We start from the raw sequence: 19,186 nt of genomic DNA, 5'->3' as shown, positions 1-19,186 counted from the left end.
CTCCCGCGAGGCTTTGAGCCTTGGCGCATGCTTGGCGATTCTGAGCCTGGGGGCGGTGCAGGCCCAGCAGGTACAGGCGCCTGCCGCGACCGCACCAGCCGTGCCGCCGGAGACGGTCGAGCAGAAAGCCCAGCGGGAGAAGGACCTCAGGGTTCTCGAAGAGGCCATGGCGGCGAGTGCCGAGGCCCGGAGGAGGCTGGAGGCCGAGGTCACCGAGATCGGTGCCGACCGGGCAAAGCTCAATGCCGCCCTGATCGAGACTGCAGGCCGGGTCCGATCGACCGAAGACCGCATTCGGGACCTCGAACAGCGCCTGCAAACCCTGACCGCGAGCGAAACGGCGATCAGGCGGTCCCTGGAGGGCCGTCGCGGCGTCATTGTCGAGGTCTTTGCCGCCCTACAACGGATGGGCCGTCGGCCGCCCCCGGCTGTCCTGGTCCGTCCGGAGGACATGCTCGAGGCCGTCCGGGCATCGATTCTGCTGGGGGCGGTGCTCCCGGAACTGCGCGCGGAGGCCGAGACTCTGGCAACCGACCTTGCCGAACTGGTGCGGCTCAAGACCGCCATTGCCGCCGATCGCTCGACCCTTGGCGGGGAACTTACGGCTCTCAATGGCGAGCAGCAGCGCCTCACCGCCCTTATCGACGCCCGGCAGAAACGAATTGCCGAGGCAGAGCGGACCATGGGGGCCGAGAAGGAAAAGGCCGCCAATCTCGCCCGTCAGGCCGGCACTCTCAAAGAGTTGATCGACCGCATGGAGAAGGAGATTGCCGGCGCTCAGAAGGCCGCCGAGGAGGCGCGAAAGGCCGCGGAGGCCCAGGAGAAGGAGGCACGCGCCCGCTTCGCCCAGGCCGCTTTCCAGGATCCGGCGCGCCTTGCTCCGAAAATCCCGTTTGTCGAGGCGAAAGGCCTGCTTCCAAAGCCCGTCAGTGGCGAGATCGTCCAGGAATTCGGATCGTCCGATGGCTATGGCGGAACGACGCGCGGCATTTCGATCACCACCCGACCGAAGGCGTCCATCGTATCCCCGGCCGATGGCTGGGTTGCCTTTGCCGGCCCGTTCCGGTCTTATGGCCGACTCTTGATCATCAATGCCGGCGGGGGGTATTATTTGCTCCTGGCCGGAATGGACCAAATCAATGTCGACGTCGGGCAATTCGTGCTCGCCGGAGAACCGGTTGCCACGATGGGAGATACGTCTCTCATTTCTTTGGCCGGCGATGCCATAGAAAAGAACAATCCGATTCTCTATGTAGAGTTCAGGAAAGACGGCGGTTCGATCGATCCAGGTCCATGGTGGGCGAAATCGCAAGGCGAAAAGGTTCGCGGATAATGCGCAAGGTGTCCCTTTTAATTCTTGGCGCGGTCATTGGCGCCGGCGGCATGTCAGTGGTGTCGCAGACCAGTTTGCTGTCCTCGACGAGCGCGATTGCCGCCTCCGCGGACACGTATCGGCAGCTGAGTCTCTTCGGTGACGTCTTCGAGAAGATCCGGACCGACTATGTCGAGAAGCCGGACGAGTCGAAGCTGGTCGAGTCCGCCATCAATGGCATGCTGACCTCGCTCGATCCGCATTCGAGCTACATGGACGCGAAGAGCTTCCGCGACATGCAGGTCCAGACCCGTGGCGAGTTCGGCGGTCTCGGCATCGAGGTCACGATGGAGGATGGCCTGGTCAAGGTCGTTGCCCCCATCGACGATACTCCCGCCTCCCGGGCCGGCATTCTTGCCAACGACATCATCACCCAGATCAATGGCGAGCAGGTCCAAGGCCTCAACCTGAACCAGGCCGTGGACAAGATGCGCGGGCCGATCAACTCCTCGGTCACGCTCAAGATCCAGCGCAAGGAAGCCAAGGACCCGATCGAGGTGAAGCTCACCCGTGAGACCATCAAGGTCCGTCCCGTGCGGGCGCGTGCCGAGGGCGACATCGGCGTCCTGCGCATCACGCAGTTCAACGAGCAGACCTATGAGGGCCTGCGAAGCGGCATTGACAAGCTGACGAGCGAAATCGGGGCTGACAAAGTCGCCGGCTTCGTGATCGACCTGCGCAATAACCCCGGCGGTCTGCTCGATCAGGCCATCATGGTCTCCGATGCGTTCCTCGACCGCGGCGAGATCGTCTCGACCCGCAGCCGCAATCCGGAGGACACGCAGCGCTTCACCGCCAAGGGTGGCGACCTGACCAAAGGTAAGCCCCTCGTGGTTCTCGTGAACGGTGGCTCCGCCTCCGCCTCGGAGATCGTCGCCGGCGCACTTCAGGATCACAAGCGCGCGACTGTGCTCGGAACCCGCTCCTTCGGCAAGGGCTCCGTCCAGACCATCATCCCGCTTGGCGGCAATGGTGCCGTGCGTCTGACGACGGCGCGCTACTATACGCCGTCGGGACGCTCGATTCAGGCCAAGGGCATCGATCCGGACCAGGAAGTCCTGCAGGACGTGCCGGACGAGCTGAAGGGCAAGGACGAGACCAAGGGCGAAGCCGGCCTGCGCGGACATCTCGTCAACGGCGCCGATAAGGAAGAGCGCGGTGGTTCCTCCGCCTATGTTCCGCCGGACCCGGCAAAGGACAAGCAGCTCATCGCGGCCTACGATTTCCTTCACGGCGTGCGCAAGGGCGCGGCCAATACCACCAACGTACCGAACTGAAATTCAACCTCCTGAATTTCGTCAGTCCAGGCCCGGCGGCTCCGACCGCCGGGCCTTTTTGCATTTGGTTCGCGCAACGCGATGCGGAAAGGCTTGTGCATGGCGATACGCCACGGCACTCTTGTCACCTGCTTCGGAACCAAGAGCCTGCGTCGAGCGATCTTCAAAGGATGGCCGGGCGCATGAGGCATCGGCAGCGCGAACGGGAGGGACAGGTCGGATGAGAGGCGCCAAGGGACAGCAGGCCAGAAGCGATCTTCCCTACAGAGCCTGCGTCGGCGTCATGCTCCTGAACACGCAGAACCAGGTCTTCATCGGCCGTCGCCGGTCGGAAGGCGGCGGAGATCAGGTCTCCGACGGTTATGCCTGGCAGATGCCGCAGGGCGGCATCGATCCTGGCGAGGAGCCCTACCAGGCGGCTCTGCGCGAGCTTTACGAGGAGACGAGCGTCCGTTCAGTGAAGTTGCTGGCCGAGGCTCCGGACTGGTATTCCTATGATCTCCCCTCGATGGTCGCCGGCCGTGCCTGGCGCGGGCGCTATCGTGGTCAGACTCAAAAATGGTTCGCCTTCCGTTTCGAGGGTGACGAGAGCGAGATCAATATCCTCCGGCCCGGCGGGGGACACCACAGGCCGGAATTCGACGAATGGCGCTGGGAGGAGATGCGCCGGCTGCCCGAGCTGATCATCCCGTTCAAGAGACCGGTCTATGAAAGCGTCGTCGGTGTGTTCGGCCATCTGCAGGCGAGCGGCCCACAACCCTGAATGAACTCTTCTTCCGGGTTTCAATCCCAAGACGAGAGAACAAATTCAAGGGACCGCTTGTTGCCTCTCAGGCTTGAATGGTATCCCTGGCCCATTCCAAGCTTTGCTGTGAAGGGCTTGCATGATCCGGCTCGCCATCCTGCTCATGGGGTTCGAGACCATGAGGCGTCAGTGGCGCTCTCTCGCCATCCTGGGCTGCCTGTGGTTCGCGCTCGGCCTTGCCGTCATGGCGGACGCTGCGGACGGCGTCACTGTCGTCATCACCGAGACCTTCGGCTATCTCCTCGTCGCGGAAGGATTCGTCGCGCTGATCGTGACCGTAGGACTGGGCCGAAGGCGCGGGCGGTTCTTCCTGGCGCGTGCCCTCGTGATGATGGCGCTCGGCCTGCTCATCATCGATCTTCCGTGGCGCAACGACATTGCCAACAGTCTTCTCTTCGGTATCGCGTTTCTGCTCGACGGCGCGATCCGTCTGGTGGCGGCCTTCTTCGTGCGCTATCCGCGCTGGCGGGGCATCGCCGCTCTTGCCGTGGTCGAAATCGGTCTGGCGGGACTTGCCTTCTCGAGCTGGCCGATTTCCTACACCAAGACGGTGCCTTTCTGCATCGGCGTCGCCCTGTTCCTCTCCGGCTTCACCTTTGTCAGGCTGGCCCTCAGCCTGAGAGCGCTGCCGCCCGAGCCGGGGTCCTGGCCGCTCTTCGCCCGCTCCCGATGGCTTCCACCGCCTCATGGCCCCGTATCGTTCGGCGGGCACGGGAAGGGACTGCTTCTCGTGCGCGTCTGGACGCCTGTCGGCGCTGCCGGCTCGGTTCGGCATCGGCCGATGTTCGATCGCTATATCGCAGCCATCGATCGCAACGGCGTCGTCTCGACCGGGCATGCGGCGCTGGAATGCGGGACGGACGTCTATATCAGCCATTACCCCGGCGTGGAGATGGACCGCCGCCTGAACGAGTTCTCCCGGATCGTCCGCGCGGATGCGGCGAACGATGTGCCCGGCCTGTTCCAGCCTTCTTACGACCACGAGGTCTCCCACTGGGTCGAAGCCGATGCGCTGGTGAAATTCCGGCGCTTCAATGAGGCGAAGCTGCGCGCGCTCTGGGCGGCCTATCGCTCCGACGACACCTATAACCTGACCAACCGCAACTGCTCGGTCGCTGTCGCGGTGGCCCTCGAGACGGCTCTGGAAGGAGTCCTCAGCACCGAGAAGGTCTGGCGCCGCTTCCTGCGGCTCCTGGTCAATCCCGACCTCTGGCTCGCGGCGATCCTGCGGGAACGGGCGGAGGCCATGACCTGGACGCCGGGCCTGGTGCTCGATTATGCCCGTGCGCTGAGCCGCGTGGTGCATGCGGGATCTGTCGCAAACGCCTCTTCCTCTTACAGCCCGGAGCCAGGCCGCCTGTCCGATCCGAGTGGAAGCGTCGGACGTTTCTGAAGGGATGGAAGGTGTCCGGGCTCGCCTCGCGGCGAACTTTTCTCGACCCATCCTGCAAGCCTCGAGCCGGGCGAGATCATCTCCGGGGCAGGAGCTGTCCCCTGATCATGAGCAGCGCGGTTCGCAGAGCGATCCAGCCGATGACGAGGTTGGCGCCGGCGAAGAGCGGAAGGGCCAGGAAGCCGATCGGCCCCGTCTGACCCCGCTCGACAAAGCCAAGGGCCGCGAGCGGTAGGGCGGAAACGCCGAACGTATAGGCCCACGCCGCCGGCGAGAACGGCTGCTGTCGCAGCCAGGGCACGAGACGCAGCATGGTGAGCGCCTGGAGCAGGGCGTATCCGTACAGCATCTGGACAAATCGGTCCGGAGGGCCATCGGTAATGGCTAGGTATGCAACGGATCCGACGGCAGGGGTCGCAAGGTGAAGGCCCATCGTCGAGCGCCATGCAACGGGGAGCGCATGGGTCATCAGGCGGTGCAGCACGATCGATTCCAGAACGACGAGCGATAGCAACCCCGCCCCGAAGAAAAGCAATCCGGCTTCGGGATAGCCGAAGGACCCGCAGGCGATGGCGCTGACGAAGCATCCGCCGACCGTGGGCATGTATAGGGTCGGGGTGGTCGCGCCGATGTGGCGGCCGCCCTGCCACAATTCGCCGACAACCCAAGCACTGAAGATGACCTGGCTTGCAACGCCCGTCAGGAACATTGCCCGTGCGGCGGCAGGCAGGTAGGGAGCGACCGCGATGGCGGCGATGAGGGTCGCCACTGGAACCAGCGCGATGAAAAAGGCCTGGACCGGGTGCCGGAGCTCGGCAAGGGCCTCCCCGCGGGCGGTTGTCCATTTCAGGACGTACAGCACCAGCCAGACGAGCCAGACGAGCGCCGCGGCGAGGGACAGGGCCTCGCCAACCAGCGCGGACGCTCCCCAGGCTCGGGCGGCGACACGCCATCCGCTGCCGAGCCCACCAAGGCCGAGAACCATTCCGAAGTAGGTGGCCGGCACGACGGGCAAAGACAGGAGATGTGCCGATTGCCGCGCGATGGGTTGTGGCGTGGTCTCGTGGATGTCGGCCATGGCGACCTTGGGAAAGAGAAGGGGACTGCAGGCTCAGCCGGACGCGGCGGATCCGGATGAACCGGTTCCGCTCTCTGCCTGTCGCGGGTTCACGAAGCGACTCTCCTCTGCCTTGTAGAAGTACTGGCTCGCAACCAGCATGCCCTTGGTGGGACGGATCGGCGGAATGCAGGTCAGTAGCAGGAACGGCAGAGACGTGAGCACGTGTACCCAGAAGGAAGGCTCCCAGGTGATTTCGACCCATACGCCGAACGCCGCTGCTGGAATGCCCATGATGATCATGACGAAGAAGGCGGGCCCGTCAGCCGGGTTGGCGAAGGAGAAGTCGAGACCACAGGCTTCGCAACGGGGGGCGAGGGTCAGGAAGCCGTCGAATAGACGGCCCTTCCCACATCGGGGGCAGCGGCACATCAGGCCGTGCTTAAGAATGGCATCCTTCGCGGAGAGACTTGTGTTCATGTCGGATCCTTCCGATGGCGCCCCGGACTCCTGGGGACGACATGTGTATGGATTGATTTTCCATACAAATAGCGATAGACTAATCTCTCAAATGCAGCAGAAAATCCAAGAATTTCGGGATTTTTCCTGCCTCGGGCTCATTATGTATGTCACGACAGAGCCATACATTTGCAAGATATGAAGGTCAAGGAAGCGTGTTGTCCTGGTTGCCGCGGATTGAGAACGTAAGCGGGCCGAAATACCTGGCCATCGCCGGGGCTCTCTTGGCTGACATCGAGTCCGGTCGGCTCAAGCCGGGGCATCGCCTGCCGCCGCAGCGGCAGCTCGCGAAAGAGCTCGGGATTGATCTGACCACAGTGACCCGAGCCTTCAACGAGGCCCGCCAGATGGGGTTGATCGCGGCCAATACGGGCCGGGGAAGCTTCGTTCGCGGCAGGGCAACGGAGCGCGACAGTGCCGCGCTAGGCGGACCGCCGGTCATCGACCTGAGCATGAACATGCCCCCCCAGCCACCGGACGCGAAGCTGCGGGAGCGCATCCAGGAAGGGATCGCAGGGGTTCTCGCATCCCCCCAGGGCCTGATGCACCTGCACTATCAGGAGAGTGCTGGTGCCGGGCCGGACCGCGCGGCGGGTGCCCGTTGGCTTGAGCCGCGCCTGGGTCCGGTTTCAACAGACCGCGTGGTGGTGACCGGGGGAGCTCAGACGGCGCTCTATGCCGTCGTGCGGATTTTGGCCCTTCCAGGAGATACCATCTGCGTTCCTGATCTCACCTATCCGGGGCTGCGAGCGATCGCCGAGCAGCTCAAGGTACGGCTGGTCCCAATCCCCATGGACTGGGAGGGTCTTGATCCGGCCGCGCTCGAGGAGGTCTGCCGGCGGGAACGGCCGAAAGCGGTCTACTGCGTTCCGACCATTCACAATCCTACGACTGCGACCATGTCCGCCGAGCGGCGCGAAGCGATCGCCGACGTGGCGCGTCGCCACGGCATCGCGATCATCGAGGACGATGCCTATGGGGCGTTGCCGCTTCAGCCCCCTGTGCCGATCGCGGCACTGGCGCCGGAGATCACTTGGCACATTGCCACCCTATCGAAATGCGCAACGCCCGCCTTGCGGACGGCCTACGTGGTCACGCCGGGACTGAGCGACACCCTGCGGCTCGCAGCAGAGATCCGCGCCATGGTGCTGATGACGCCGCCTCTCATGGCGGCACTGGCCTCAAAATGGATTCTCGACGGCTCGCTGGACTCCATCACGGCGGCAATCCGCACGGAGAGCGCTGCCCGGCAGGCCATTGCATGTCGGGCTTTGCAGGGCCTGGAATTCCAGGCCCATCCGCAGGGACATCACCTGTGGCTGACCCTGCCGGAGCGATGGCGGCGGGTCGACCTCAATATCCATGCGCGACAGTTGGGACTTGCCTTGGTTCCAAGCGAGGCTTTTGCGGTCGGCGCAGCGCCGGACGCCATTCGGGTTTCCCTCGGTGCGGCACAGAACCGGGCCGTGCTGGAGCGGGGGCTCAGTCTGCTGGCGACGGTTCTGTCGCACGGCCCCAGCGCCCTTTCCTCGATCGTATGACCGTATTGAAGCGCAGCATCGTGGCGTCACTGGTCAGGGGCAGCAAGAGTGGGCGGGCCGGCAACAATCTCGCTTCCGGTCTTCCCGCTGCTCTGGCCTGGCCTCAATAGGCGATGGTCGATTCGAACGCACCATGGCCATCGCCCATGCCGCGGCGCTGAAGAAACGCGTTGATCTGTTCGGCCGGGCCAGGACCTTCGTGAAGGGGAGGAATCCTCGGGGCCCGATGGCACGCGAAGTGCTCACCCATCGCTGCTCCTCCGCCTCAGATTTGAGCTTTCGCCGCTTTTCTGAGCCGAGATCCAGACCGTGCGTTCGGCACCACGCTTGTCCTGTCGCTTGGCAGCAGCCTTGTCGAGGGCGCTGGCACGGTTCTTGCTTACCTCCCCATGCTGCACCTGAAGCAGGGCAGACAGGGGAGAAGAACCTATGTCGATATTCAACATGACGCGGAGAAACCTGATCGCGCTGACGGCAGCGGCTCTGGTCTCGAGCGCCACGGCGGAAGCCGCAAACGCAGAGGAAACGATCAAGGTAGGGGTTCTCCACTCGTTGTCGGGCACGATGGCAATCAGCGAGACGACGCTGAAGGACGTCATGCTGATGCTTGTCGAAGAGCAGAACAAAAAGGGCGGACTGCTCGGCAAGAAGCTCGAGGCAGTCGTCGTCGATCCAGCGTCCAACTGGCCGCTCTTTGCCGAGAAGGCCCGTGAGCTCATCAGCAAGGACAAGGTTTCCGCCGTTTTTGGTGCCTGGACCTCCGTTTCGCGCAAGTCCGTGCTGCCGGTCTTCAAGGAGCTCAACAACATACTGTTCTACCCGGTCCAGTATGAGGGAGAGGAAAGCGAGCGGAACGTGTTCTACACGGGCGCGGCCCCCAATCAGCAGGCAATCCCGGCTGTCGACTATCTCGCCAAGGAAGAGGGCGTGGAGCGCTGGGTTCTGGCTGGCACCGACTATGTCTATCCGCGCACGACGAACAAGATTCTCGAATCGTACTTGAAGTCCAAGGGCGTGAAGGCCGAGGACATCATGATCAGCTACACGCCCTTCGGGCATTCCGACTGGCAGACGATCGTCGCCGATATCAAGAAGTTCGGCTCCTCCGGCAAGAAGACTGCGGTCGTCTCCACCATCAACGGCGATGCCAACGTGCCGTTCTACAAGGAACTCGCAAACCAGGGCATCAAGGCGACGGACATTCCCGTCGTGGCCTTCTCGGTCGGAGAAGAGGAACTTGCAGGCATCGATACGAAGCCTCTCGTCGGACATCTTGCGGCCTGGAACTATTTCCAATCGGTTGAAACGCCCGAGAACAAGGCCTTCATCGAGAAATGGAAGGCTTTTACCAAGAACGAAAAGCGCGTCTCCAATGATCCGATGGAAGCCCACGTGATCGGCTTCAACATGTGGGTGAAGGCCGTCGAAAAGGCGGGGACGACGGATCCGGACAAGGTCATCGACGCTATCGTCGGCGTTCAGGTCCCGAACCTCACAGGCGGTGTCTCGGAGATGCTCCCGAACCACCACATCACCAAGCCGGTGCTGATCGGCGAGATCAAGGACAACGGCCAGTTCGATACCGTATGGCAGACCGATGGTCTCGTGCCGGGCGATGCCTGGTCGAAACACCTGGAAGGGTCGAAAGACCTGATTGCCGACTGGAAGACCCTCAAGTGCGGCAATTACAACACCGTCACGAAGAAGTGCGGTTCCTAGCCGTCTCAAGATGAGGGCGGCGGTCACAGCGCCCTCACATCCCCTCTCGTTCAAAGTTCGCTCCATGTCTTGCTCGCGCAACATCCTGTGGGTCTTCGTCCTGCTGCTTGGCATGGTCTCCGCTGCCTTGGCAGGGCCTTACGAAGAGGCGCTGCCTAAAATCACCCATGACAGCTATGCGGATACGGAGGCCGCAATCGGCGCCATTGCGGGCAGTGGAAGTCGCCTGTCGGCAGATGTGATCGAAGCCCTGCGCGACGGGCGGCTTCTGGTTGGGTCCGGCCAGGTCTTCATTCGCGTGACCTCCGGAGAGCTGATCAATGCAGCTACAGGCCAGGCATGGGGCAATGCGACCGGCGAGCTGAAGCCGGTCCGGATCAACAATCGCGTGCGCCGCGCTATCGAGGCAGCGCTCGGCAACCTGACATTGCTCAGCCCCGACGCTGGAAAGCGCCTGGAGGCTGCACGCGCCGTATTTCGCTCTCGGGACGTGGGAGCCCTGCCGACCCTGGAGGCAGCCATTGCGCAGGAGGATCAGATCCAGGTCAGGACTGCGCTGGAGAGCGCGCGTGCCGCCATCCTCTTGATCAAGTCGGATGCCCTGCCCATGCAGAGGCTCGCTGCCATCGAAACCCTGAAGGTTCGTGGTGATCAGGAGGCACTTGCCCTCCTGTCCAACCTTCCGTCCAACGCATCGCCTGACCTGAAAGCCGCCGCGGGAAAGGCATCCGATAGCATCAGGACGCGCCTTGCTTTCTGGGAGGCGCTCCAGAACGTCTGGTACGGCATCTCCCTTGGGTCCGTCCTGCTGCTGGCTGCCATCGGACTCGCCATCACCTTCGGAACGATGGGGGTCATCAACATGGCCCATGGCGAGATGGTGATGCTGGGGGCCTATACCACATTCATGGTGCAGGAACTCATCCGCTCCTATGCGCCCGGCCTGCTCGAGGCCTCGCTTCTGATCGCCCTGCCGCTTGCCTTTCTGGTCGCAGGCTCGATCGGGGTTCTCCTTGAGAGGACGATCATCCGCTTCCTGTATGGGCGTCCTCTGGAAACCCTGCTCGCAACGTGGGGAATCTCTCTGATCCTGCAGCAGGGGGTGCGCACAATCTTTGGCCCCACCAACCGCGAGGTCGGAACACCGGCCTGGATGAGTGGCGCGCTGGACCTCGGAGCGATGAGCCTGACGTGCAATCGCATCGCCATCGTGGTCTTCGCCTTCTCGGTCTTTGCAATCCTTCTACTCGTGCTGCGATACACGTCTCTCGGGCTCTACGTCCGGGCCGTGACCCAGAATCGCCGTATGGCGGGATCCATGGGCATCCGGACCAGCCGCATCGACGCGTTGGCATTCGGACTCGGATCGGGGGTGGCGGGCGTCGCCGGCGTAGCGCTCTCCCAAATCGACAATGTCGGCCCCAATCTTGGGCAAGGCTACATCATCGACAGCTTCATGGTGGTCGTGTTCGGCGGGGTCGGGAACCTGTGGGGCACACTGGTGGGCGCGATGACGCTCGGCATCGCCAACAAGCTGCTCGAACCTTATGCGGGGGCGGTCCTCGGTAAGATTGCTCTACTCATCGCAATCATCCTCTTCATCCAAAGGCGCCCGCGCGGGCTCTTTGCACTCAAAGGCAGGGCAATCGAGGCATGAGAACCGAATCCTTGTTCGACGGGCGCACCATCCTCGTTCTGTCGTTCCTGGCAGGCGCCGCCGTTCTGGTGACAGCCGCGAATGGACTGGCCACGCCCGGATCGGCGTTGCACCTCTCGGACCATTTGGTGCCGTTGTTCGGCAAGTATGTCTGCTTTGCCCTGCTGGCGCTCTCAGTCGATCTGGTCTGGGGCTTCTGTGGCATACTCTCCCTCGGGCACGGGGCCTTCTTCGCGCTGGGCGGCTACGCCATGGGAATGTACCTCATGCGGCAGATCGGGCCGCGAGGTGTCTATGCGGATCCGATCCTTCCCGATTTCATGGTGTTCCTGAACTGGAAGGAGCTGCCGTGGTTCTGGAACGGCTTCGACTGGTTCCCCTTTGCCGCGCTGATGGTGTTGCTGGTACCGGGAGCGCTTGCCTTCGTATTCGGCTGGTTTGCATTTCGCTCGCGCGTTACGGGCGTCTATTTTTCCATCATCAGCCAAGCCATGACCTTCGCGTTGATGTTGGCGTTCTTTCGCAATGATATGGGATTGGGCGGTAACAATGGGCTGACCGACTTCAAGGAAGTCGTCGGCTTCCCAATCCAGTCCGGCTCGACGCGGATCATCCTGTTCGTGCTCTCGATCCTGGCGCTCGCCGGCGGCTATCTGCTGTGCCGTTGGGTCACGTGGTCCACCTTCGGCAAGGTGCTCGTGGCCGTGCGCGATGCGGAAAGCCGAACGCGCTTTCTCGGGTACCGCGTCGAGCACTACAAGCTCGCGGTATTCACGCTTTCCGCCATGCTGGCGGGCGTCGCGGGCGCTCTTTACGTGCCGCAGATCGGCATCATTAACCCGGGCGAGTTCGCTCCTGCGAATTCCATCGAGGTCGTGATCTGGGTCGCGGTTGGCGGGCGCGGAACTCTGGCCGGGGCCATCCTCGGCGCGTTGCTGGTCAATGCCGGTAAGACCTGGTTCACCGCTGCTCTGCCGGAGTTCTGGCTGTTCGCCCTGGGCGGCCTGTTCGTCTTCGTCACGCTCTTCACGCCCCGCGGCATCCTCGGCGCAGCCGGGGACATGTGGGGACGCTCCATCCAACGGCTGCGGGCGGGCCGCTCGCCCGAACCCGTCACTCATGCGGCGGAGTAGCTCATGACAGCGCCAGTTACGCCGACACTGCTATACCTCGACAACGTCACCGTTTCATTCGACGGCTTCCGCGCGTTGAACGCTCTCTCGCTTGCCATCGATCACGCGGAGATGCGCGCCATCATCGGCCCTAACGGGGCAGGCAAGACGACCATGATGGACGTCATTACCGGCAAGACACGAGCCAGCGAGGGCACAGTCCTTTTCGAAGGCGCCCACGATCTGACGGCTCTTGATGAGACGGCCATCGCGGAGCTTGGCATTGGCCGAAAATTCCAGACTCCGACCGTGTTCGAGATGCATACGGTCGAAGACAACCTGCTTCTTGCGCTGAAGAACGAGCGCGGGCCTCTCGCAGCTTTGTTCTCGCGTCGCACAGTTCGAGAGCGGGAGAGAATTGACGCTCTCCTGGAACGCGTGCGCCTGACGGCTCAGCGCCACCGCAAGGCAGGGGAGCTGTCTCATGGGCAGAAGCAATGGCTCGAAATCGGGATGCTGCTGGCGCAGGAGCCAAAGCTCCTGCTGATCGACGAACCTGCCGCAGGCATGACCGACCAGGAGACCGCCGATACCGCCAAACTTCTTCGTGATATTGCCAGAAGCAGGGCTGTGATTGTGGTGGAGCACGACATGACCTTCGTGCGCGATCTCGACGTGAAGGTCACGTGCCTGCATGAGGGCTCTGTGCTGGCCGAGGGATCGATCGACGCCGTGAGCGCGAGCGAGCGTGTCATTGAAGTTTATTTGGGTCGATAAGGATGCTTGCAGTCGAGAACCTGTCTCTCCACTACGGCGCCGCTCAGGCTTTGCGCGGCGTTTCCGTCGCAGCCGCCATTGGTGAGATCACATGCGTCCTCGGGCGCAATGGCGTGGGCAAGACATCTCTGCTCCGCGCCATCGCGGGCCAACGGCCGATCTCGGGCGGCAGCATCGTGTTCGACGGACAGCACATCGCGCGCTTAAAGCCCTTTGAGCGCGCAGCGCGCGGCATCGCCTATGTGCCCCAAGGGCGCGAGATCTTTCCGCTCCTGACAGTGAAGGAGAACCTCGAGACCGGCTTCGCTCCCTTGAAGCGCGGCCTGCGGCACATTCCCGGGGAGGTGTTCGAGCTGTTTCCGGTCCTCGAATCCATGCTGGGGCGTCGTGGCGGGGATCTCTCCGGCGGCCAGCAACAGCAGCTGGCGATCGGCCGAGCGCTGGTGATGCGTCCCCGCCTCCTCGTGCTCGATGAGCCGACCGAAGGCATCCAGCCCTCGATCATCAAGGACATCGGCCGCGCCATTTCCCATCTGCGCAGGCATGGGAACATGGCGATCCTGCTGGTTGAGCAGTACTTCGACTTCGCTCGCGATCTGGCAGACCACTTCGTGGTCATGGAGCGCGGCGAGATTGTCCAGCATGGCGACCGCGCAGCGCTGGAGGGTGATGATGTTCGTCAGCGCCTTGCCATTTGACGGCGCTCCAGCCCTACGCCAAAGGGCCGTCGGCCGTATCTCTTTTGCTGCAGCCGCTTTCAGCGGACAGACCCGGCCGATGCGCATCGAGGAAAGCGGCTCCTTGCGAATTCGTCTCCCGAAGGGAGAGGGCGCAGGACTCGACGCGGCTCTCGTCAATACAGCAGGCGGCATCGCCTGCGGAGATCGATTCGCGGTGGGAATTGAGGCTCAGGCCGATGCCTCTGTGACAGTCGTGACGCCGGCCGCGGAGAAGGTCTATCGCTCGGATGGGCCGGTGTCCGAACTGACGGTGACGCTTGCCGCGGAGGCAAGGGCCCGAATCGATTGGCTCCCTCAGGAGACAATCCTGTTCGACGGGGCGAGGCTCAGTAGGAGCCTTGAGGCGACCATCGCCGAGGATGCGCGCCTCACCGTTCTCGAAGCGGTTGTGTTCGGGAGGGAGGCGATGGGGGAACGCGTCCTGGATGGTCTCTTCGTCGACCGATGGCGCATTCGTCGTGGATCGCGCCTCATCTACGCGGACACGCTGCGGCTTGGTGGGGCCATCGCCGACCTGCTGCAGAAGCCGAGTGTCGGCAACGGCGCGCGCGCCCTCGCAACCTTCATTCATGTCGCTCCCGATGTCGAGGCTCGCCTGGAATCCGTGCGTGCCCGGCTGCGTTGCGGAAATGGCTGCGATGCGGCGGCGAGCGCTTGGAACGGTCTCCTCGCCGTACGCTTCTGCGCCATCACTGTCGAGGCATTGCGTGCGGCCATCTGTCCGTTTCTTCTCACGTTTCGTGGCGAGCCCCTGCCTCGTGTCTGGCTCAGCTAGGGTTGAACAATGCAGCTCACACCTCGTGAAAAAGACAAACTCCTCATCGCCATGGCCGCCACCGTGGCCCGCCGTCGCCTCGAGCGCGGGTTGAAACTCAATCACCCGGAGGCCATTGCTCTCATCACTGACACGGTCGTGGAGGGTGCGCGCGACGGGCGATCCGTCTCCGAGCTGATGGAGGCAGGCGCGCATGTCATCACCGCCGATCAGGTGATGGATGGTGTGGCCGAGATGGTTCACGACGTCCAGGTGGAAGCTACGTTCCCCGATGGCACAAAGCTCGTGACCGTGCACCACCCGATCCGGGGCGCCACTTCCAAGGATGCGCCCGGCGAGATCATGACCCGGGATGGCGATATCGCCTTCAACGAAGGCGCGGAGCGATACGTTCTGACCGTGGCGAACACAGGCGACCGGCCTATCCAGGTCGGCAGCCACTACCACTTCTTCGAAGCCAACCCGGCTCTGTCTTTCGATCGCGAGAAGGCACGCGGCATGCGCCTCGACATCGCGCCGGGGACGGCGGTGCGCTTCGAGCCCGGATCCACGCGTGAGGTCGTTCTGGTGGCCCTGTCGGGCAAGCGCGAGGTCTACGGTTTCCGCCAATGCGTGATGGGGGCACTGTGATGACGGATGCACGACAGCCGGCCTCTCTCCCGCGCGCAGCCTATGTCGACATGTTCGGCCCCACGACGGGGGACAGGATCAGGCTCGCCGATACTTCGATCGTGATCGAGGTCGAAAAGGACTTCACGACCTATGGCGAGGAAGTAAAGTTCGGCGGCGGCAAGGTTATCCGCGACGGAATGGGGCAGGGACAGGCAAGCCGAGCCGCGGGTGCCGTGGATACAGTCATCACCAACGCGGTCATTCTCGATCATTGGGGCATCGTGAAGGGTGATATCGGCGTCAGGGGCGGAAGAATCACCAGGATCGGCAAGGCCGGAAATCCGGACGTGCAACCCAATGTCGACATCATCATCGGCCCAGGTACGGAGATCATCGCGGGCGAAGGCAAGATCGTCACGGCCGGTGGCTTCGATTCTCACATCCACTTCATCTGCCCGCAGCAGATTGAAGAGGCCCTGATGTCGGGCATCACGACAATGCTAGGCGGTGGCACAGGGCCTGCCACGGGCACCTTTGCCACCACCTGCACGCCCGGGCCGTGGCATATCGCCCGCATGATCGAAGCAGCAGACGCCTTTCCCATGAATCTCGCCTTCGCCGGCAAAGGCAACGCCTCACAACCCGGCGCGCTGGAGGAGATGATCGAGGCGGGCGCCTGCGCTCTCAAGCTCCACGAAGACTGGGGCACGACGCCTGCCGCCATCGATTGCTGCCTCTCGGTTGCCGATACCTATGACGTACAGGTGATGATCCATACCGACACGCTGAACGAATCGGGTTTCGTCGAGGACACGATTGCGGCCTTCAAGGGCCGAGCGATCCATGCCTTCCATACGGAAGGAGCCGGTGGTGGACATGCACCGGACATCATCAAGGTGGCAGGGTTGCCCAATGTGCTGCCATCCTCCACGAATCCGACGCGACCTTATACGGTGAACACCATTGACGAGCACCTCGACATGCTCATGGTCTGTCACCACCTTGATCCGTCTATCCCCGAGGATCTGGCCTTCGCCGAGAGTCGCATTCGCAAGGAGACCATCGCAGCGGAGGATATTCTACACGATATCGGCGCACTCTCGATGATGTCTTCCGACAGTCAGGCAATGGGCCGGGTCGGCGAGGTCATTATCCGCACCTGGCAGACTGCGCATAAGATGAAGGTGCAGCGTGGGCCACTGCCCGGCGAGACCGGCGACAACGACAACCTGCGTGTCCGGCGTTACGTGGCGAAGTACACGATCAACCCTGCCATCGCGCATGGGATATCCCGACATATTGGCTCTGTCGAGCCTGGAAAGCTCGCGGACCTCGTGGTTTGGACGCCTGCTTTCTTTGGCGTGAAGCCCGACCTTGTCATGAAGGGAGGAGCGATCGCGGCGGCGCGTATGGGCGACCCGAATGCCTCGATCCCGACACCGCAGCCCGTGCATTACCGCCCGATGTTTGCGGCCTATGGCCGGGCGTTGGCGACAACCTCGCTCACCTTCGTGTCCAAGGCCGCAGCCGACAACGGGCTAGCACGCAGACTTGGAGTCCAGAAGCAGCTCGTCGCCGTCGAGAACGTTCGTGGCGGCATCAGCAAGAAGGATATGGTGCTGAACGGCGCTACGCCCGTCATCGAGGTTGACCCTGAGACCTATGACGTGCGCGCCGACGGCGAGCTGCTGGTCTGCGAACCGGCCCAGGTCCTCCCCATGGCTCAACGTTACTTTCTGTTCTGAACATGATCCGCGCCACATCCATCATCCGCCGCGACGCAGTCGATGCCGACCGCATCGTCGACATCATCACCCTCGACCATGGTGACCGTTACCGTCGCCGGATCATGTTGAGCGCCGACGGCGGCACCGCCTTCCTGCTCGATCTCGACAGGGCCGAGGTGCTGGAGGACGGGGACGCCATTCGCCTCGATGGCGGTTGGCTCGTAGAGGTGAGGGCAGCCTCCGAAACGCTGATCGAAGTCTCCGCGCAGGATGCGCTCAATCTCCTGACCGTTGTCTGGCACATCGGGAACCGGCACATTCCCGCAGAGATCACGAAGAATGCGATCTATATCGCCTATGATCATGTGCTGCTGGGCATGCTGCAGGGGCTTGGAGCCAGGGTAGAGATCGTCGGGCGTCCGTTCCGTCCGGTGCGGGGCGCCTATCACCATCACGCGGTTGGCGAGCATTCTGACCGCCCTGGACACGGCCATGGATGACGCAATCCCGTTGCGGGCCGCAGAGCGGGGGCAGAATATCCTGCCGCTCTTCGCTTGGTTGTCTCCCTCCTATCCTGTCGGTTGCTATGCCTATTCCCATACCCTGGAATGGGCAGTCGACGCAGGGGACGTAACAAGCGCGGAAACGCTCATGGCTTGGTTGACTGATCAGATGTTGGTCGGGTTCGGCCGCAACGATGCGATCTCATTGAGCCAAGCCTACAAGGCGGTGGAGATTGGCGATGAGGCCGCTCTGGCAGCGATCAACGAATTGACCCTCGCGCTCTCCCCATCCACCGAATTGTATCTTGAGACGAGCCAGCAGGGGCGCAGCTTCCTCGATGCGACGCTTGCCGCGTGGCCCGCGCCAAATCTGCCCGCATGGGAAGGAGAGGTGGCCTTCCCGGTCGCCGTCGGCATGGCGGCTGCGGCGCACCGGCTTCCTCTGCCACTCACCTCGAGCGCCTATCTCTTCGGACTTGTGCAAACGCTCGTCTCGTCGGCGATCAGGCTGGCTCCCATCGGGCAGACGGCTGGTATCCGTGTCTGTGCTGCCCTGGCTGCGACCGTGCAGAAAGTCGCGTGTGAAGCCATCGGCTTATCCCTGGATGATCTCGGCAGCGCGACCTTCCGTGCCGACCTCGGCTCCTTCCAACATGAAAACCAATATACGAGGCTTTTCCGTTCATGATCACCCAGGCTGGACCTCTTCGTGTCGGCATCGGCGGGCCGGTCGGCTCAGGCAAAACCGCTCTGATGGAGGCACTCTGCAAGGTCTTCCGCGACCGCTATGACATCTGCGCCATCACCAACGACATCTACACGAAGGAGGACGCCCGCCTCCTCACCGTAGCCGGAGCCCTGCCGGTGGAGCGCATCATGGGAGTCGAGACCGGCGGATGCCCGCACACGGCCATTCGCGAGGATGCGTCGATCAACCTGGCGGCCATTGCCACCATGCGCAAACGCTTCCCGGCGCTCGACATCGTGCTGGTGGAGTCCGGCGGCGACAACCTGTCCGCCACCTTCTCGCCCGAACTTGCGGATCTGACGATCTACGTCATCGATGTCGCAGGGGGCGAGAAGATTCCACGCAAGGGTGGCCCAGGCATCACTCGCTCGGACCTCTTGGTGATCAACAAGATCGACCTCGCGCCCTTTGTGGGCGCCAGCCTCGCCATCATGGAAGAGGATACGAAGCGCATGCGAAGCCAGCGCCCATACGTCTTTAGTAATATCCGAGCTGGTTTGGGCGTGGATTCCATCGCGAAGTTTATTGAGCAGGCTGGTGGATTGACCACAGCCGCCTGAGGAGGAAATCCATGCGAATCAAATATTCCATCCTTGCCGCGGTATTGGCAACGGTCGCAACGCCGGCACTGGCGCACACCGGAATGCACCTGGGTTCCGGCTTCGCTGCCGGGTTCCTACATCCTTTCGGCGGGCCCGACCACGCGCTTGCCATGGTTGGCGTCGGTCTGCTCGCCACATTGCTTGGCGGGGGCGCCCTTGTCGTGGTGCCCGGTAGCTTTGTACTCATGATGGTGTTGGGCGGAGCCATCGGCATGGCGGGGATTTGCCGTTCCCGCTGCCGAAACTGCAA

18 protein-coding genes and 1 pseudogene are annotated in these 19,186 nt (G+C 62.9%); 17 read left to right on the top strand and 2 right to left on the bottom strand.

Features of this window, described 5'->3' with window-relative positions; all coding sequences use genetic code 11:
• Positions 1 to 31 precede the first annotated feature (31 nt).
• The 4 genes from AC522E_RS17835 to AC522E_RS17820 all read left to right on the top strand — a co-directional run bounded on the left by AC522E_RS17835 (position 32) and on the right by AC522E_RS17820 (position 4,847).
• On the top strand, positions 32 to 1,333 hold the full coding sequence (locus tag AC522E_RS17835) for a murein hydrolase activator EnvC family protein (protein WP_500747573.1): 1,302 nt from the start codon (positions 32 to 34) through the stop codon (positions 1,331 to 1,333).
• The gene (locus AC522E_RS17830; protein WP_500747572.1) at positions 1,333 to 2,649 is read left to right on the top strand and encodes a S41 family peptidase; all 1,317 of its coding nucleotides are present in this window, start codon (positions 1,333 to 1,335) and stop codon (positions 2,647 to 2,649) included. Before AC522E_RS17835 ends, AC522E_RS17830 begins: the two co-directional genes overlap by 1 nt.
• A 220-nt stretch (positions 2,650 to 2,869) precedes the next feature.
• The gene (locus AC522E_RS17825) at positions 2,870 to 3,412 is read left to right on the top strand and encodes an RNA pyrophosphohydrolase (protein WP_500747571.1); all 543 of its coding nucleotides are present in this window, start codon (positions 2,870 to 2,872) and stop codon (positions 3,410 to 3,412) included.
• A 121-nt stretch (positions 3,413 to 3,533) separates the two neighbouring features.
• Positions 3,534 to 4,847, top strand: a complete 1,314-nt coding sequence (locus AC522E_RS17820; protein ID WP_500747570.1) for an HdeD family acid-resistance protein — start codon at positions 3,534 to 3,536, stop codon at positions 4,845 to 4,847.
• A 76-nt stretch (positions 4,848 to 4,923) separates the two neighbouring features.
• Here AC522E_RS17820 and tehA read toward each other — a convergent pair whose 3' ends face one another.
• Complete coding sequence (gene tehA / locus AC522E_RS17815) at positions 4,924 to 5,925, bottom strand: dicarboxylate transporter/tellurite-resistance protein TehA (protein WP_500747569.1); 1,002 nt, start codon at positions 5,923 to 5,925, stop codon at positions 4,924 to 4,926.
• Positions 5,926 to 5,958: 33 nt separating this feature from the next.
• Positions 5,959 to 6,384 carry a DUF983 domain-containing protein gene (locus AC522E_RS17810; protein WP_500747568.1) on the bottom strand — a complete coding sequence of 142 codons (426 nt, stop codon included), beginning with the start codon at positions 6,382 to 6,384 and terminating at the stop codon, positions 5,959 to 5,961.
• A 194-nt stretch (positions 6,385 to 6,578) separates the two neighbouring features.
• Here AC522E_RS17810 and AC522E_RS17805 point away from each other — a divergent pair, with 194 nt between their 5' ends.
• The 13 genes and pseudogenes from AC522E_RS17805 to AC522E_RS17745 all read left to right on the top strand — a co-directional run.
• A complete protein-coding gene (locus AC522E_RS17805) occupies positions 6,579 to 7,964 on the top strand; it encodes an aminotransferase-like domain-containing protein (RefSeq protein ID WP_500747567.1) in 1,386 nt (461 codons plus the stop codon).
• Positions 7,965 to 8,408: 444 nt separating this feature from the next.
• Complete coding sequence (gene urtA / locus AC522E_RS17800; RefSeq protein WP_500750749.1) at positions 8,409 to 9,683, top strand: urea ABC transporter substrate-binding protein; 1,275 nt, start codon at positions 8,409 to 8,411, stop codon at positions 9,681 to 9,683.
• A gap of 64 nt (positions 9,684 to 9,747) precedes the next feature.
• A complete protein-coding gene (gene urtB, locus AC522E_RS17795) occupies positions 9,748 to 11,340 on the top strand; it encodes an urea ABC transporter permease subunit UrtB (RefSeq protein ID WP_500747566.1) in 1,593 nt (530 codons plus the stop codon).
• Positions 11,337 to 12,473, top strand: a complete 1,137-nt coding sequence (urtC, locus tag AC522E_RS17790) for an urea ABC transporter permease subunit UrtC (protein WP_500747565.1) — start codon at positions 11,337 to 11,339, stop codon at positions 12,471 to 12,473. The genes urtB and urtC overlap by 4 nt, the downstream gene beginning before the upstream one ends.
• A gap of 3 nt (positions 12,474 to 12,476) precedes the next feature.
• Complete coding sequence (gene urtD / locus AC522E_RS17785; RefSeq protein WP_500747564.1) at positions 12,477 to 13,229, top strand: urea ABC transporter ATP-binding protein UrtD; 753 nt, start codon at positions 12,477 to 12,479, stop codon at positions 13,227 to 13,229.
• A 2-nt stretch (positions 13,230 to 13,231) separates the two neighbouring features.
• Complete coding sequence (gene urtE, locus AC522E_RS17780) at positions 13,232 to 13,927, top strand: urea ABC transporter ATP-binding subunit UrtE (RefSeq protein WP_500747563.1); 696 nt, start codon at positions 13,232 to 13,234, stop codon at positions 13,925 to 13,927.
• Positions 13,872 to 14,744, top strand: a complete 873-nt coding sequence (locus AC522E_RS17775) for an urease accessory protein UreD (RefSeq protein WP_500747562.1) — start codon at positions 13,872 to 13,874, stop codon at positions 14,742 to 14,744. The genes urtE and AC522E_RS17775 overlap by 56 nt, the downstream gene beginning before the upstream one ends.
• Positions 14,745 to 14,753: 9 nt before the next feature.
• Positions 14,754 to 15,374, top strand: a complete 621-nt coding sequence (locus tag AC522E_RS17770; protein ID WP_500747561.1) for an urease subunit gamma — start codon at positions 14,754 to 14,756, stop codon at positions 15,372 to 15,374.
• Complete coding sequence (gene ureC / locus AC522E_RS17765; protein WP_500747560.1) at positions 15,374 to 17,101, top strand: urease subunit alpha; 1,728 nt, start codon at positions 15,374 to 15,376, stop codon at positions 17,099 to 17,101. Before AC522E_RS17770 ends, ureC begins: the two co-directional genes overlap by 1 nt.
• A 2-nt stretch (positions 17,102 to 17,103) precedes the next feature.
• Positions 17,104 to 17,583: an urease accessory protein UreE gene (locus AC522E_RS17760; RefSeq protein ID WP_500747559.1), complete on the top strand. Its 480-nt coding sequence runs from the start codon at positions 17,104 to 17,106 to the stop codon at positions 17,581 to 17,583.
• Complete coding sequence (locus AC522E_RS17755; protein WP_500747558.1) at positions 17,576 to 18,274, top strand: urease accessory protein UreF; 699 nt, start codon at positions 17,576 to 17,578, stop codon at positions 18,272 to 18,274. Before AC522E_RS17760 ends, AC522E_RS17755 begins: the two co-directional genes overlap by 8 nt.
• The gene (gene ureG / locus AC522E_RS17750) at positions 18,271 to 18,894 is read left to right on the top strand and encodes an urease accessory protein UreG (protein WP_500747557.1); all 624 of its coding nucleotides are present in this window, start codon (positions 18,271 to 18,273) and stop codon (positions 18,892 to 18,894) included. The genes AC522E_RS17755 and ureG overlap by 4 nt, the downstream gene beginning before the upstream one ends.
• A gap of 11 nt (positions 18,895 to 18,905) precedes the next feature.
• A pseudogene (locus AC522E_RS17745) lies at positions 18,906 to 19,100 on the top strand (HupE/UreJ family protein); the annotation flags it as partial.
• Between the last annotated feature and the right edge of the window lie 86 nt (positions 19,101 to 19,186).

Source organism: Microvirga sp. BF8, from assembly GCF_059888585.1.
This window is presented reverse-complemented; position numbering and strand designations above follow the sequence as displayed.